The 16,582-nt window shown below is 50.0% G+C and carries 10 protein-coding genes; 9 read left to right on the top strand and 1 reads right to left on the bottom strand.

The window, feature by feature from the left end:
* From ABEA66_RS34285 to ABEA66_RS34245, 9 genes are all read left to right on the top strand, one after another.
* Complete coding sequence (locus ABEA66_RS34285; protein WP_345595208.1) at positions 1-1,530, top strand: response regulator transcription factor; 1,530 nt, start codon at positions 1-3, stop codon at positions 1,528-1,530.
* 97 nt (positions 1,531-1,627) lie between these two features.
* A complete protein-coding gene (locus ABEA66_RS34280) occupies positions 1,628-2,338 on the top strand; it encodes an ABC transporter ATP-binding protein (protein WP_079909147.1) in 711 nt (236 codons plus the stop codon).
* The gene (locus ABEA66_RS34275; protein ID WP_345594728.1) at positions 2,322-3,365 is read left to right on the top strand and encodes an efflux RND transporter periplasmic adaptor subunit; all 1,044 of its coding nucleotides are present in this window, start codon (positions 2,322-2,324) and stop codon (positions 3,363-3,365) included. The genes ABEA66_RS34280 and ABEA66_RS34275 overlap by 17 nt, the downstream gene beginning before the upstream one ends.
* Positions 3,366-3,391: 26 nt before the next feature.
* Positions 3,392-6,313 (top strand): ABC transporter permease, encoded by a 2,922-nt coding sequence (locus ABEA66_RS34270; protein WP_345595206.1) that lies wholly within the window; start codon positions 3,392-3,394, stop codon positions 6,311-6,313.
* Positions 6,314-6,315: 2 nt separating this feature from the next.
* Positions 6,316-7,236, top strand: a complete 921-nt coding sequence (locus ABEA66_RS34265) for an ABC transporter ATP-binding protein (protein ID WP_192701569.1) — start codon at positions 6,316-6,318, stop codon at positions 7,234-7,236.
* Positions 7,214-9,343: a hypothetical protein gene (locus ABEA66_RS34260; protein WP_345594726.1), complete on the top strand. Its 2,130-nt coding sequence runs from the start codon at positions 7,214-7,216 to the stop codon at positions 9,341-9,343. Before ABEA66_RS34265 ends, ABEA66_RS34260 begins: the two co-directional genes overlap by 23 nt.
* 329 nt (positions 9,344-9,672) lie before the next feature.
* A complete protein-coding gene (locus tag ABEA66_RS34255; protein ID WP_345595204.1) occupies positions 9,673-10,161 on the top strand; it encodes a metallophosphoesterase family protein in 489 nt (162 codons plus the stop codon).
* A 40-nt stretch (positions 10,162-10,201) separates the two neighbouring features.
* Positions 10,202-10,543, top strand: coding sequence for a bacillithiol system redox-active protein YtxJ (ytxJ, locus tag ABEA66_RS34250; protein ID WP_079909153.1), 342 nt, complete (start codon positions 10,202-10,204; stop codon positions 10,541-10,543).
* Positions 10,544-10,554: 11 nt separating this feature from the next.
* Positions 10,555-11,358, top strand: a complete 804-nt coding sequence (locus ABEA66_RS34245) for an alpha/beta hydrolase (protein ID WP_345594724.1) — start codon at positions 10,555-10,557, stop codon at positions 11,356-11,358.
* 45 nt (positions 11,359-11,403) lie between these two features.
* Here ABEA66_RS34245 and ABEA66_RS34240 read toward each other — a convergent pair whose 3' ends face one another.
* Positions 11,404-16,530: an AAA family ATPase gene (locus ABEA66_RS34240; RefSeq protein ID WP_345594722.1), complete on the bottom strand. Its 5,127-nt coding sequence runs from the start codon at positions 16,528-16,530 to the stop codon at positions 11,404-11,406.
* Between the last annotated feature and the right edge of the window lie 52 nt (positions 16,531-16,582).

Genomic DNA, 16,582 nt, shown 5'->3' with positions numbered 1-16,582 from the left:
ATGAAAGTGCTTATCGTGGACGATGAACCGATTGTCCGCAAAGTTCTTAAAACGATGATTCGCTGGGAGGATTACGGACTGCAATGGGGCGGAGAGGCGTTCGACGGTTTGGATGCTTGGGAGCGGTTGCAGAGTGAGCCGGCCGATCTGGTAGTGACTGACATTCTGATGCCAAGAATGGATGGTTTGGAATTGGTCAAGCGTCTCCGCCAGGCTAATACGGATGCTGCGGTAGTCGTGCTGAGCTGTCTGGACGATTTCACCTACGTGAAGGAAGCCATGAAGCAGGGGGCTCACGATTATATTCTGAAGCCTACGATGGAGCCGGAGCAGCTGGTGGATATCCTGGTCGAAGCAAAGGAAGCGCTGATCAGGCAGCGGAAGGAGAATGAAGTACGGGAGCAGGTGCAGCGTCAGCTTCAGCTGTCCCGACAGGCGCAATGGGGAATGAGGCTTCAGAAATGCTGGCTTAGCGGGCAGAGGGATGCCGCTCTGGAGCAGGAGTGGTTTTCTCCGGGCAGAGCGTTAAGCAGCTGTATGATTCAATTTACGCCGGATTCGCAGCTGTCCGTTCTTAGCTGGCACTGGCCCGATGCACTTGCTTTTATCAGTCTGACGGAGCATAGGACCCTGCTGCTATATGAGGATAACGGGAGCCGCAGACTAGCGGATGTGGAAGTAACATTAACGGAACAGTTCGGGTTAAGTCAGGATCGTTATTGCCTGACGGAGGTTCAAGGAATTAGCGGCTGGGAGCAGCTTCAGAATCTGGTCGCTCTGCATGAAGCGGACAGAAACCGGATGTTTTATGGAGGAAAGCATGCCGGTTTCGACGATGCGCGCTTTGCTGCGGCAGCCCCTGTGGAATGGAACGGTTCCCTCCCTGTGGAGGAAAAACAAAACCTGTTACGGGCGATTACAGGTCATAATGAAGAGGCTATGCATTATTGGGCTCGGCAAATGATGGCCCACCTGGAACAAAATCACCCGCCTGCCGATACGGTCTACAGCTTTGTATTTGAACTGCTGGGACTGGCTGTCGCATTCGCCCGACAAGAGACGGACACAGATCTGGAGCCGTTTGAACGCCAATATGTTTCATCTGCGGCCGTGCAGTCCCATTTGACCATGGAATCGCTGGCTGCATGGTTTTTGGAGGCAGTGTCCAATCTGACTGCAATACTGCAATCCAACGTTCAATTGGCTTCGCGGAACCCTTTTGTCCGCAAGGCAATGAGCTTTATGCGAGAGCACTATCATTTGCAGATCAGCACCTCGGATATTGCGGACCACGTCAAGTTAAGCAGGAGCTACCTAAGCGATTTGTACAGCAAGGAAACGGGTGAGTCGTTGATCGAGACGTTAACGAATATTCGTCTTCAGGAGGCCAAGCGCCTGCTGCGCAATAAGGAGCGAAAAGTATATGAGGTGGCGGAGGCTGTCGGTTTCATCGATCCCAAGACATTCGCCAAAACCTTCAAGAAGATTGTCGGATGTTCGCCGAAGGAGTATGAGGAACAGAACAAATAGACACCAATTCCTAACAAATTGGTGTCTATTTTTATGGTCTGGAAAAGTTTACATTTAATATAGAGAACGCTTTCATTAAAGGAGTGACGTAATTGCCATGAATTTTCCGTTAATCAAGCATGACCCGGGCGAGCCGATCATACAGGCCGTAAGCGTGACCCGATCGTTCGGCAAGGGCTCGGCAGCCGTTCATGCGCTTCGCGGAGCCAATCTGAGCATCCCGCCAGGCCGGCTTGTCGCGCTAAGAGGACGCTCCGGCTCGGGGAAGACAACGCTCTTGAATATGCTGGGCGCTTTGGATCGTCCGACGGAAGGTGCGATTTATTTTATGGGGCAGGATGTCACCGTCATGTCGGACAAAAAACGCAATGAGCTGAGACGCACCCAGCTTGGGCTGATTTTTCAATCCTTTGCGCTTGTACCTTACATGTCTGCCTATGAGAATGTGGAATTCGGCTTACGTATAGCCGGCGTTCCTTCCTCCAAGCACCGGGAATACTCCGAGCAGGCGCTGGATTTCGTCGGCTTGAAGGCGAGAATGAAACATCGTCCCTATGAGATGTCAGGAGGAGAGCAGCAGCGTGTCGCCATTGCAAGAGCGATCGCCCATAGACCGAAGCTGCTGCTGGCCGATGAGCCGACGGCGGAACTGGATAGCCGGATGGGACTGCAGGTGATGAAGGTATTCAAGGATTTGGTTCAGATGGAAGGCATGACGATTATTTTAACTACGCATGATCCGGCGATTATGGAAATTGTCGATCAAGTGTACGCATTGGAGGATGGACATATTGTCGAAGAAAGCTAACCGCCGCCGCAGCTCCCTTTTCACCGCCCTATTGGCGGCATCCGTGCTGGCCGCATTGCCGGGGTGCAGCCTGCTGCCTAAGGAAGAGCAGGCGCTTCAGCCCCCGCTGGTGAAGCCGGTCAAAGAAAATTTCGAGCTGTACGAGGTCAAGAGAGGCAATATAACGAAGCAGGTCAGCGGTGTCGGAACCTTCGCTTCAGATAAATTGCAGTATCTGTATTATTCGGAATCCGGCGGGCGTCTTAATGCCATTAATGTCTCATTGGGGTCCAAGGTTGCAAAAGGCGATGTCGTAGCGCAACTGGAGAAAGGAGAAATAGAAGGAAAGATCAAGCAGCAGGAGCTGGTGGTCGAGAAGGCGCAAATTGCTCTGGAGCAAGCGAAGGAGGAGAAGCGCGGTGACGCGTTGACCATTCGTTCCAAGGTTCTTGATGTACAGAAGGAGCAGATTCAGCTGGACATGCTCAGGCAGCAGCTGGGCCGGACGAAGCTGGTATCCGATGTGGACGGCATTGTGACGTTCATCGATACCATCAAGCAGGGCGATGCGGTGACGGCTTATAAGACGATCATGACCGTATCGGATCCCAAATCGATGAAGCTGGCTTACGAATCGTCGAACTCAGCCGATCTGACTGGAATCCAAGTCGGAATGACCGCCGATTTGAAAATTAAAAACAAGCCATACAAGGGCAAGGTCGTCCAAATTCCAGCGACCGCACCGCAGTCCGATGTGAAAGCGATTGCAGATAAAAACGCCAAGTCGATCATCATTGTTCCGGATGAGCTTCCTGCAGATGTTACGATCGGGACGAATGCGGATATCACCATTGTGACGGAGAGCAGGGAAAATGTGCTGATTATTCCTAAAGTAGGACTGCGTTCTTACATGGGACGCGATTATGTGCAGGTGCTTGAAGGCGAAAGCCGCAAGGAAGTCGATGTGGAAAAGGGAATCGTATCGGCAACGGAGGTTGAAATCCGCAAAGGGCTCAAAGAAGGACAAAAGGTGATTTTAAACAATTGAGGTGACGCTTGGTGGCAATCCTTGTGATGATCATGCGAAAGATGATCAAAAACAAATGGCTCGAACTCAGCCTGCTGCTGGGCTTGATCATCTCGGTCGGGCTTGTGAGCAGTATGCCTATTTATACGAACGCAATTTTACAGCGTCTCTTGATTAAGGATCTGGAGCTTCTACAGGATAGCAGCCAGCAGTATCCGGGAATCTTTTGGACGTCGGTGTTTTTGAACAGTGAAATGACGCCGGAGCAATCCAGGCAGGCGATTCAGGAAGCGGACGAGTACATGGTGAAGACCGCACAGCCGCGGTTTAAGCTGCCGATCAAATCCTATGTGACCGAGAGAGCCACGGACAAATATAACATGGTACCGGTTAATGCGGACAAGATCGATGCTTCCGTCAAACGGATGGCCGACATCACAACGCTAAGCGGACTGGAAGACCATGTAAGGATGATTGACGGGAAGTTTCCTTCCGCGGAACCGGTGAACGGTGTTATCGAGGTAGCCGTCGTGGATCAGACGCTGACGAATCTGAAGATGGTGGTCGGTCAGGAGTACACGATAGAGGATGAGTCGATAAACGACAAGTTTACTTTTAAAATAGTCGGTGTGATCGACCGCAAATCGTATGACGACGTGTATTGGTACAATGCTTTATCGAGCTATAACTCAAGCTTGCTGGTCGCTTATCCATGGTTTGAAAAGAATGTGACCCAGGAACGAAAGCTCATGCTGCGCTCCAGTATCTGGTACACCGCGGTGGACTACAGCCAGATGAAGCTGGATTCCATTAACCGGTTCATCTCGACCTACTCGAATACGGAAGATTTTCTTAGCGGAAAGTTCCCGAATTACTCGATGAAGGCACCGGCCTTGCAGACGATGAGCACGTATTTCGTCAAGGAAGAGAAGCTGCGTACCATGCTCTGGTCCTTGAACGTGCCTGTCATGATCATGCTCGCCTATTATTTGTTTATGGTTTCCAATCTCATTACGGACCGCCAGAAGACGGAAATCGCCGTATTGCGAAGCAGGGGAGCCAGCAGGCTACAAATCATTATGAGCTATGTCGTGGAGGGCTTGCTTTTGGGCGGAATTGCGATCCTGGCGGGTCCATTCTGCGGCTTGACGCTGACCCGGATGCTCGGGGCCTCGAACGGATTTTTAGAATTCGTTCAGCGTGCGGCGCTGGACGTGCGGTTGAATAACGAAGCGTATCAGTACGGAATGATAGCGGTCCTGTGCTCCCTGGTCATGACTCTGCTTCCCGTGCTCTTTGCAACCCGCACCAGCATTGTCGGTCACAAACAGCAAATGGCGCGTCAAACCAAGCTTTCCTTTTGGCATAAATATTTCGTAGATGTAGTCCTATTGGGCGTTTCGCTCTATGGATTGCAAAATTTCAAGAGACGCATGGCGGATATGCAGTCCCTTGGATTGGAAGCAAGCGATTTGCAGATGGATCCGTTGCTGTTCCTGGTTCCTGCGTTGTTCATACTAGGCATGAGCTTTGTGCTGCTTCGGATTTATCCATGGATTATCCGGTTTATTTATCAGGCGGGCCGGCGCTGGTGGTCACCTTCCTTGTATTCGACCCTGCTGCAGGTCGGCAGATCCATTACGCAGTATCAAGCCATCATGGTATTCTTGAGCGTTACTTTGGCAACGGGGCTGTTCAGCGCAAGCGCTGCCCGAACCATCAACAAGAATACGGGTGAGAAGATCATGTACAGCAATGGCGCGGATATCTCCATGCAGATCAAGTGGGAAGACGATGCACCGCCGCCCGGGATGGAGATGGAGGATGAATCGGCCAGCTCGGATGACTCGGAGACCCCTGCGGTAACGGCACCTGTGGTTCCGGCGGTAAAGAAGAAGATACAGTATTCCGAACCGCCGTTCATGCCTATGACACAGCTTCCGGGTGTGGAGCAGGCCGCCAAAGTGTTTACGAAGAAGGATGCGAGCTTCACCGTAGGCAAGGAAAAAGCGAATGCGACCTTGATGGGGATTGATACCGATGATTTCGGGCGAACGGCATGGTTTCGCGGGGGGCTTCTCGACCATTCCTTCTATGAGTACCTGAACCTGCTGGCCTCAAGCCCTTCTGCTGTCCTAATCTCGAAAACGCTTGCGGACCAGTTTAATTTGAAGGTCGGTGACCATATTTATGTAGGGTGGAACGGAGTCGAAAATACGATGTTTAACGTGTTTGGCATTGTGGACTACTGGCCGTCCTGGAATCCGAATCCCAAATATGCCGATAAAAATACTTCAACAAGCACCGGCACCGGCGCAAATGCCAAAGCCAAAAAAGTATTGGCTCCCATGCTGATCGTAGGCCACCTGTCTTACATTCAGAACAATATGGCTCTGGAGCCCTATGACGTATGGCTGAAGCTAAAGCCTAACGCTTCCAGTCAGGAGCTGTACGATGCGGTGGAGCAGAGGAACATTCCCGTCACGAAGCTTAGCGACGCCAAGCAGGAGCTTATCCGATCCAAGAACGATCCGTTCCAGCTTGCGATAAACGGTGTGATGACCTTGGGCTTTATCATTTCCATAGTGATCAGCTTCTGCGGATTTTTGTTGTACTGGATATTGTCTCTTTCCAGCCGTGTGCTGCAGCTCGGGATATTAAGAGCGATGGGGATATCGTTCCGACAGCTCATCTTTATGCTGATTGGCGAACAGCTTCTTACCTCCGGAGCGGCTATAGGCATCGGGCTGATTACAGGCGGCCTGACAAGCAGACTCTTTGTTCCCATGTTTCAGCTTTCCTTGCAATCAACGAGTCAAGTGCCCCCATTCCAGGTAACATTTGATCCGAGGGATCAGTTTCAGCTGTACATTATCGTGAGCACCATGCTGGTCATTGGTCTGATTATTCTTGGTACGATGCTATCAAGAATCAAAATTCATCAAGCTGTGAAGCTAGGGGAGGACTAACCATGATTCACTGCGATAACCTCGTCAAAATATATAAAGTAGCCGATCTGGAAGTCGTTGCTTTGCAAGGCCTGGATCTTCATGTGGAGCCTGGAGAGCTGATGGCCATCATAGGCAACAGCGGCAGCGGCAAATCGACACTGCTGAACATGCTGGGGGGATTGGACCGCCCCTCTGCCGGACAGCTGTTGGTCGACGGGAAAGATTTACTGAAATTTACAGAGAAGGACCTTGTGAAATACAAGAGGGAGACGGTGGGCTTCGTATGGCAGAACAATGCCAGAAACTTGATTCCCTATTTAACCGCGCTGGAAAATGTAGAGCTGCCCATTTTGCTCCAGGGAAAGCGCAAGCGGGAGAGAGCTCTGGAGCTGCTTGAGGCCGTAGGCTTAAGCCATCGTATCAAAAATAAGCTGAATCAGCTCTCAGGCGGGGAGCAGCAGCGGGTGGCGATTGCCATAGCCCTTGCCAACAATCCTAAGATGCTGCTGGCTGACGAGCCTACAGGCTCCGTAGACACGAAGATGGCGAATCAAATCCTGGATTTGTTCCGGGACTTGAACCGGAGAATGGGGTTAACGGTCGTTATTGTCACCCATGATCCGCTGCTAGCCAAGAAGGTTGACCGTGTCGTTGCGATACGTGACGGCAAAACCTCATCCGAAATTATCCGGCGCAAATCGTATGCCGATGAGCTGGCAGAGCTCGAGCAAGGCTTGCAGTCGGATGAGGAAGATTCGCACGTGGAATACGCGGTTCTGGATAAGGCCGGACGGCTTCAAATACCGGGCGATATGCTGCAGTCTATAGGCGTTCAATCATCGAATAAGGTAAGGGTTCAGGTGGAGGAGGGCCGCATCGTTTTACTCCCTCCGGAGGAGGAGAAAGGGGAAAAGGAACATGAAATTATCGGCAAAAAATAAAATGCTGCTGCTTCTTATAGCAGCCATGACGGCATCGGCAGGGGTCATCCCGAGTCCCGTCACCATGGCGCAGGGGGAGAGCTACCAGAGGGATGAGATCGATGAAACGATGCGCCTGTCCTCCGTCTCCATAGCGCCTCACAGCAAAATTGAATTGAAAAACGCCGCGGTCATGCCATCCGACAACGGCAATATGTTATTTTTTACATTGAGCGTAACGAACGGTGAGAACAGCTCCATTTCCTTCCTTGACTATTGGGTCAAGGTATACAATACATCAGGTGCGGAGTTTACTCCGGACCTGATCCCCCAGGACAAGCTGAAGAAGGATATTCCCGCGGGCCAGCAGGTCGACTTCACCTTCTATGCGCCGGTGAATGATGCCACGGCACTGCAGGATCTATGGTTCCGGCTTACCCGGTGGGATTATAACAGCACGGAATTGGAGAAAGCGATCGGCGATATCCGCTTTCCCGATCAGTCGGCAGACGTGCTTGCCCCTGAAGCCGTCAGCAAGACCGTCATGCTGGGCAATGTGCCGATAGCATTGGAGGTAACCAAATGGAGCGCGCTGCAAAACGATGCTTACCTTACGCCTAAGCTGACATTAAGAGCAACGAATAAAGGACAGGCCGCCGCCAAGCTTACCGGCTACCAATATTCGCTTAGAGCGTCCAATGGGGCCATGTACCCGCTGGAAATTACGGTGAATGGGGATAAGCAGCAGCTTCAGCCCGATGTGCCGCTGGACCTTCAGCTCAAGGCTTCGCAGCTTCCGGCTTCAGCGATCGGGGATCATTGGGACCTGGTCATTACGCAATCGGTGACAGTAACCAGCGATTTGAAGCTGAACCTGCCCGTAACGACGCTTAAGGTTTCCACTGAACAGCAAGCGCCGCCGAGTATCGGCTCCAGTGTCGAGTATGCCAATAAGGACGGGGTATATCAGCTGCAGGTGGAGAAGCTCGATCGTATGCCGTGGGATGATCAGGATGTACTAAGTGCGGATTTGTCGATGACTCATCATCAATCGGACGCGCTTCCCTTTCCGGACATCAAGGCGTACTATGAGCTGGACGGAGGGGTGAAGGTGGAGGCCAAAGCGGTAAAAACCGATAGAGCCGTCGGCGTTCCTCCCGGCCAACCCGTACATTTCCAGATTGTCGGCAAAATTCCTTATACCTATCCTTTTGCGGCAACGAAGCTGGTTCTGCAGAATAAACTAGGCGAGAATGAAGTGGAGGATATGGCTCAGTTTATGCTTCCGCCATCCGAGATCAAGCTCCCTGTTGTTGCCTTCGGCCAGCAGCAGTCCATTACAGGAACGGGAAGAAATACGTTGTACGCTCCCCGCGAAATCAATTCCTACACCGACGGAAAGAGCGATATGCTGGAGGTTCAGCTGGAAGTATCCAATATGGAGAAGCGTTCCAATGCCGTACCGAAGCTGACCGCCTTCTTGAAAACGCCGGATGAGGCGTTATATCCGACCAAAGTCCGCGAGGTAAAGCAGAAATTAAATCCGCAGGGGAAGGCGCTAGTTTCCTTCTCGTCGAAGCTGCCGAAAGGATTCGATACGAAGGGGCTGCGGCTGGTTGTAGGTGAATCTGTTACGGAGCAGAGGCTAAGTCTTACGGAGGATAAGGCGGATGCTTATATCAATGCCGTGGAGATGGAACTCCCGATTGAAAAGCCGATTGTCAATACAGGCTTGAAGGATGTTGCATTCGACCAGTATAGCATTTCTTTAAGCAAGATGAGCACCTGGCTGGATAGCACGCAACTGCGGGTCAACTTCCAGTATGATTTGAAAAAAGACAGCTTTTTTGAGACGAACAACGACGGCAGCAAGCTTATTATTCAATTTGCCGATATGAACGGAAACATGACTTATGAGCAGAAGTATTACTTGGAATCGGCCCCGGATAAGGATGATGTTCGGCTCGAGCTGGGTGAGCATAATTACAAAATGATTATTAAGGACAGCGATCTATTAGGCAAGATTGGATCGCTCAAGCAGTATAAGCTATCGATCATTCATGAGTTCCAGGGGATGCGTAAGCTGTTGGCATCTCAGACGATGGATTGGTTCGCTATTACGGATTAGAGCGGGTTTGCCATCAACCTTAAGCACCCTATGCGGTGCTGAGTCTGTCGGGAAACCTAGTTTTGCGAGAACTTTGCTAAATATGGAGGTGGGGTATTCCTCGGAAGAGTTTACGTCCGCCTTTGAAACCCGTGAAAATACCACTAAATCTGATCCCTTTCACGGGTTTCAACAGCGGCTGGAGGGGCATACCCCACCGTAGTATATTAGCAATAGTTCAAGCCTTATAGGTTTCTCGACAATCTGAGCACCGTATGCGGTGCTTTTTTCTTGTATGCAAGTTATGGTAGAATGAAGGAATGAGCGACATAGGAGAGGAGGGGATCGGGATGCGCATTGGCGTCGTATCCGATACGCATATGTTCCGTCGTGCCAAGCAGCTGCCGCAGGCCTTGCTGGAGGGTTTGCACGGGGTTGATTTGATCCTTCACGCCGGCGATTGGGTGGATCCGGGGGTAGTCCGGCTTTTCGAGGCGATAGCCCCGACGGACGGCGTTGCGGGTAATAACGACGGAGCGGATATCATTGAGCGCTTTGGACGCCAAAAGGTGTTGAACCTATCCGGATGGAGGATCGGGCTTGTTCATGGAGACGGCGGGCTCAAATCAACGTTGGAGCAGGCTATTGACGCTTTCCGTGATATGAGCGTAGATGTTATCCTATTCGGCCATTCTCACATTCCTTACCAGGGTATGCATGACGGGACGCTGCTGCTCAATCCCGGTTCTCCCACCGATAAAAGACGCCAGCCGCAATACTCTTACGGCATCATGGAGCTAGGCTCAACGATACAAGCTACCTTATATTATTATGATTAATTTGTAAGCAGCTATTTAACAATAAGTGGAGGGAATCAACATGACACAATGGAAAGAAATCACAACCCAAGAGGAATGGAATGAACACTTCGAAGGATCTGCCAATAAGCCGATCGTTGTCTTGAAGCATAGCACAGCTTGTCCGGTAAGCTTTAATGCACTGAAGGAATACGAAGCTTACTTGCAAAATAAACCGAATTCTGATGTGGACTATGTGCTTGTCAAGGTCATTGAATCCCGTCCAGTCTCCAACCAAATTGCCGAGGATACCGGTGTAAAGCATGCTTCACCGCAAATCCTGTACATCAAAAATAAAGAAACCATTTGGAACACCTCGCATTGGGCCATTACCGAAGAACATATGACTGCTGTTCTTGATTAGGAAGAACGAGTATGAGCATAAGACCGCATCCTTTTTTCTCCGGAGCGCTTTTTGCGCGTAAATCGTGCTTTGTCTATTTACCGGATGACTATGAGACGAGCGAAGAGCCGTATCCCGTCATCTATTTGCTCCATGGTATGTATGGGAGTGAGTCCCATTGGCTTCTTAAGGGGAATGCGGAGTCGACGCTGAACCGGATGATGCAGGAGAGATCACTCCGCAAAAGTATTGTTGTTTTCCCTAATGACGGAGGCTACGGGTTAGGCACCTTTTATATGAACTGGTATGACGGTACCGGAAACTTCGAGGATTATTTTATTTACGATTTGGTGACAGAGATCGACAAGAGCTTCAGAACCATTCCGGACAGGGCACATCGTGTTCTTTGCGGCTTATCCATGGGGGGCTTCGGCGCATTTTCTTTAGCTCTGCGACATCCCGAGCTCTTCGGTGCCGCGGCAAGCTTGTCCGGTGCCGTTACTTCCACGGCGATGATCACAAACCAATATTCGCGCAGCGACATTTCGCGGATGATCGGGCCTCTTCACGGACCTTATGCTCAGAGCTATGATTTGCAAAAGCTGGCTGATGCTCAATTGACAAATAGTCAACGACCGGCATTGTACTTTAACTGCGGGACTGAGGATTATTTGTATTCGATGAACGCGGCTTATCACGAGCATCTGGAACGGATCGGATACCAGCACATCTATCAAGAATTTCCCGGTGAACATAACTGGGATTACTGGTCGAAGTATCTGCCGGATGCTTTGCGATTCCTGGAAGCATCGTTTCAGCAAATGACTGATAAGTAAATGGAGACACTCTATCTATGCCAAAACCCCTTAGGACATATGGTCCTAAGGGGTTTTGGCTGTGGCGACAGGCGACTTCTTCTTCAAATAGACAGTGAAGGTGGTACCGACGCCTTCCTCAGAAGAGCATTCAATAGAGCCTTCGTAGTGCTGCAGGTAATTGTGAACGATATGAAGCCCGAGACCGGAATTCGTCGATTCGGATTTCGTAGAGAAGCCCTTTTCGAATATTTTGGTACGGTTCCGTTCAGGTATGAAGGAGCCGCTGTTAAAGATCATCAATTTATACCGTTCTTCCTGCTCCTCGATCGTGAGGCGGAGGGTTCGCAGCGGATCATCCTCCGGGATGGCTTCAATAGCATTTTTTAATAGATTGTGAACTATGCTGGAGAAGTAGCTGATAGGCAGAGTCAATCCGTCAAACGTACAATCCAGCTGGCCGCTGACCTGCAACTCGATTTTCTGCGAGATGCAGGGGATGCTGATATTGTTTAGTACGACTCCCAATACAGGGAATTTAACGGAGTTGACCACTGATTGCTGAACGATTTCCTTGCACCATACGGAAATATAGTCCTTGGCCATATCATACTTGTTCATCATAAGTAACGCATGAACCGTCTGTACGTTATTAATTAACTCGTGCTGAGCTTTGCGAATGTTCAGCATCGTAGCTTCGGAGGATTGGACCCAGCGTTCCTTTTCATCCAACTGCAGGCGAACGTTCTTTTCCCGTTCCTCGAGCAGCTGTAGCTTATAATCCTTGTGCTCCAGATTGGTATACAGCTTGGCATTTTCAATAGTACCGGCTATCTCGGATGCGAGGAGCTTCAATGTATCCAATCGCTGCTCTTGAAACACATGGCTTGCCAAATTGTTTTCCAAATACAGCACGCCAATCATTTTACCTAGTTTGATAATAGGCATAATCAGGATTGACATAGGCTGATGCGCCCGAATATAAGCGTCCTTCGGGAACATATCGGAAGATGCCGCATCATGAAGCAGCAGCGGCTCTTCCTTGCGAACCGCAAATTGGATGGCGGAAATCGCCGCATGCTCGTACTCTTCGATCGGTACGGAATGTAGCGCCATGAACGGACGATCCGGCATTTTTTCCACTTCGACATACAGCTGATGGTCCCGTTCGAGAATGAGCAGCCCTTTTTCGGCGCCCGCGTTTTCTATCACAATATGCATGAAGCTTTCCAGCAGCTTATGAAAGACCGCTTCGTTGGACAGCACATGGGAAGCCTTTGCTACTGTGGATACATCAATTGCCGATTGAGAGACAGGCGTCCGGTTAACCAGGTACGGATGCTGGTCTTCCAGCTGAGCCACCTTTCGAACGGCACCCCATTTACTGTACAGCGCTTTCGCTTCCGTCCAATAGGCGCGGGCGATTTTAAGCCTCCCGCTCTGGGTGTAGAATTTGGCAGCGCACTCGTTGGCGATAGCCTCAAGCTGTAGAAATCTATGCTTGTTGGCATAAAAGATTGCCTGCTCATACAGCTCTGCCGCAATGACGGAGTTGCCGGAGATTCGATTCATCTCCGCCTCGAGAAGGAGCTTCTGAGGGACGAAATTATCCGGCGAGTGCACGCTCCATTTTTTTATGGCAGCCAGATGCTTTTTCAGCTTGCGCCAGTAACGCTTCTGATCGGCGGCCGCAGCTTTGGGATACAGCGCGCAAATCACGAGCGAGCTCATAAAGTAGTACATTTGTACATGAATGAGGCCAAAGACGGATTGGAGGCTTTCCTCCATCATCTTCATCGTTTGCTTGGCTTCATCCAATCGGTCCAGAATGTAGTAGGCTTGAAGCTGCAAAGCGTAGAACGTATGAACCGTTGCCTTGTTCGTGAAGCTCTGCAGCTGCGCGCATTCCTCTGGGGTCATGAATGGTTCCATGATATCAGGAATGCTGGTACTCGGCTGGAGCTTGGGTTCGTCGCTCATGAACAGCATGAAGCGCTGCAGCACCATAAAGATATAGATCGTATCCTGATCCTGAGCCCGTTGAATAAACGGGTGATACAGCTCGGTTTCATTGAATACGTCATTCAAGGGATCCCCCTTAAACAGACGAAGGAAAAAGCTGAAGGTGATAGAGTAGCCCGCATAAACCAGGTCGCCTGATTCGACGCCGAATTGGTAGGCTTTCTTTAAATAATAAATGTTGTTTTCTATATGCTGAGTCATATTGTTCGTAAACGCCCCGAAGCCGAAGTACACTTTACATTTGATGGGCAGATGATCCAAAGCGTCACACAGCATCAGTCCAGCCTTGCCGAACTTGCTGCCATTCTTCAAATCGCCGAAGATAGAGCTGATAATTACCCCGTAAGTAGAGTAGGCCAGAGCTGAACCTTCCGAATTCCCGTTCCTTAGCGAGTAGTTAAACATCTTCAGCATGAGATAAATATACAGCTCGGAATTCAGGTAATACGTCGGTGCAATCAGGTTCACCATCAGCTTCATGACGGCCTTATGGTCCTCATCGACCATTTGCGGCAGATCGAATAAATCTGAAGGATGCTTGGCCATCATATGCCATTTGGTTCTAACCAGTTCGATGAGAATCGAGCTTCGCTTCACGTTGGACTGCAATGGAATATGGAACAGCCGCAGTCCTTCAAGCCCCATGGCCATCGCTTCTTCATGGAGCCCAAGATTGGTATAGAGCACCATCATCAGGTTGTATGCATCCGCTTTTTCCAGTCTTGTACGCGCATGATTCAGAATGATCTGGAAGGAACGCTTCGCGGACTCGAAATGTCCGCATAAATATTCGAGCTCCGCAAGCTCCAGATAAATCGCAAACGACAGTTCATACTGATTCGTCCAGTGGTTGGGCTCCAGGAGCTGAACGGCTTGTGTTACATATTTTAATGCGGTTTCATATGCCGTGTTGGATTTGGCTTTGCCACTGGCCTGCATGTTGAAGCGGGCCAACTGTTCTTTTTCTTCAATAGAAGATAATAAAGGCTTGCCCAAATTCAAATGGTTGGCGACTTCAAACAGCTGCTCCTCCAAATCCTCAGATGATAACCCCTGAAGCATTATCTGGCCAATTTGGTAATGAAGCTCCTTTTTCTGTTCCTTCGGCACGAGCGAGTAGACGGCTTGATGCACCCGGTCATGCAGGAAGGAATATTTTATCGACGTATGGGGATACAAGTCGCGCCTTAATGCTACGATTAGCCCCTCGTCTATAGCGGGGCGAAGCTCCTGATTAATAAGGGCCACATCCTGAGATGCAGCCAGCGAGAGCAGCTCCGGCCGGAATACATGGCCTATACAGGCGGCCTTCATTAATAACTGCTGTACGGATTCCGGCAGCCGGCGAATTTTGCCGATCATGAAATCCACGACATTATCCGTTATGTGAAGCTCATTTATTTGCTCCAGATCCCATTGCCAGCGGCTAAGCTCATAATTGAAGCGGAGAAGCTGCAGGTCATAAAGTGACCTTATAAATTGCTTGGTAAAAAACGGATTGCCCTTCGTTTTGTTCATAACCATCCGGGCCAGCCCATCCAACTCATCCTCGGACACGACCTGCAGCGTATCCTGAATAAGACTTTGGACCGCTTTATGGCTGAGAGCCTCCAGCTCTATGCAGGTCACTCGAATATGCTGCATTCGCTCCAGCTTATCGAGCATCCCTTGGAGGGGATGGTCATCATTTACCTCATTGCTTCGATAAGTGCCGATAAAGAGACAATGATTGAAAGCAGGCTGCGCAGCCAATTCTTGAACCAATTGCAAGGAAGCTGGATCGGCCCACTGCATATCATCAATAAAGATGACGAGCGGGTGCTCCCTGGTAGCAAACACCGCCAGGAACTGGTTGATGGTCATCAAAAACCGATTGTTCGTCTCGGCAGGAGGCAGCTTGGATAAAGGAGGCTGACTGCCCAGGATTTTTTCCATCTCCGGTATCATGTCTATTAACACTTGTCCGTTCGGGCCGACCGCATCAAGAATTTTCTTTTTCCAAAGCTGGAATGACGCATCACTTAGGGTCAGCAGGAATTGAATGATTTGGAGTCCTGCCTGATGGATCGCTTGAAAAGGCAGGTCCCTTTTAAACTGCTCGAACTTGCCTAGAACAAAGAGACCGTCTTCCTTCTGGATCGATTTCTGAAATTCCTGAATCAGGAACGACTTGCCGACACCGGACAAGCCGGAGACGAACACGATTTCTTTACTTCCCAGAATGACTCTATGGTAGGCATTGCGGATGTCCTGCAGCTCGTTATCCCTGCCATAGATATAATCGGGTATTTTAAAAATATCCGTGGGCGTTCCATATCCAATCTCGATGGGACCGATGGTTCCGTCATGTAGAAGCTGTTCCAGACATACTTCCAAATCCCGCCGTAAAGCATATGCGCTCTGATATCTTTGTTCCGGATGCTTGGCCAGACATTTCATAATGATATCGGACACCGGCTTCGGAACGGCAGGCAGTATATCGGCAGGCGGGAGGGGCTGTACCGCCATATGCTGATGAATCAGCTCGCTCGTATCGCTGCCGGCAAAAGGAAGCGTACCGGTTAACAGCTCATAAAAAATAACGCCTAATGCGTAAATATCGCTCCTGTACTCCGCGTTACGTTCCATGCGCCCGAACTGTTCGGGAGCCATATAGGGAAGCCTGTAGGCCATATACCCTTCATCAGGTTCATACATGCTAACAGAGGCGGAATAAGGTGCAGCTGAATATAGGTCCGTTAATCGGATCGTTCGATCCGCTTCTATAATAATCGCATGCTTGGATAGACTCAGGTGAGCATACTTGGCCTGATGCAGCCTGCGAACAGTGTCGGTAATATCTGCGGCCAAACGCAAAAAGAGCTTCAATTCCATAGGACCCGAAGCTGCTAGCTGAAAAAGCGGATGACCATCTGAATGCTCCATTAATAGGATGGTCGTATTGTTATAAGATTCCAACCGGATCGGCTTCATTAGCACGTCCAGCTGGATATGCTGTCCGTTTTCATATTCGTTTGTAATCCATTGGAGCTCCTGCTTGGTCGGGAATTCCGATTGAAGCATCTTCATCCAATATTTTTCCTGGGTGGAAGGATTGAAGCCGCGGTATAAGGTGAACGGCTCGTGATCGTACCATTTTTCCATTTGAAATTCGTTTATGGTCAATGACAAGCGGGTAACCTCCGATTACTTCCAATTATTATTATTTTACTTTTTCCCCTAA

The sequence above is a fragment of the Paenibacillus vulneris genome, from assembly GCF_039543185.1.
Lineage (GTDB): Bacteria > Bacillota > Bacilli > Paenibacillales > NBRC-103111 > Paenibacillus_S > Paenibacillus_S vulneris.
The sequence above is the reverse complement of the archived record's forward strand: the minus strand, read 5'-3'. Positions and strand labels throughout refer to the sequence as shown.